This window comes from Rheinheimera riviphila, from assembly GCF_004005945.1.
GTDB lineage: Bacteria > Pseudomonadota > Gammaproteobacteria > Enterobacterales > Alteromonadaceae > Pararheinheimera > Pararheinheimera riviphila.
This window is the reverse complement of the sequence record NZ_SACS01000056.1, coordinates 1-475: the sequence shown is the minus strand read 5'-3', so window position 1 is coordinate 475 and position 475 is coordinate 1. Positions and strand designations below refer to the sequence as shown.

Below are 475 nucleotides of genomic sequence, written 5' to 3'. Positions count from 1 at the left end.
AGCAACTGATTGAAACGACGCCGGATAATAGCCTGACACTGTTTGACCGTGGCTTTTATTCATTAGGTCTGCTCAATGCATGGCAAGCTAAAGGCCAAAACCGTCACTGGCTTATTCCGCTAAAAAAAGGCGCGCAATATGAGGTCGTGGAAAAGCTGGGTAAACAAGATTTACGCGTTCGTATTGCAACCAGCCCGCAAGCACAAAAGAAATGGCCAGGCCTGCCCACGCATGTGGAAGCAAGGTTGCTGCATAAAAAAGTGAAGGGAAAAGAATGCTTTATCCTGACATCAATGCTGGATACGAAGCAGTTTATGGGTGATGAAATTGTGGATTTATATAGTCAACGCTGGGAAATCGAACTGGGCTACCGGGAGATGAAACAGCAACTGCTGGCAAACGAATTTACGCTGCGAAGCAAAAAATCTGAGATGGTGAAACAAGAACTGTGGGGCGTGTTGCTCTGCTACAACCT

The 475-nt window shown here is 46.3% G+C and carries 1 protein-coding gene; it reads left to right on the top strand.

What is annotated here, in order from left to right:
• Positions 1 to 475 (top strand): IS4 family transposase (locus EOE67_RS20320; RefSeq protein WP_127701430.1); only part of this gene is annotated, 475 nt, incomplete at both ends.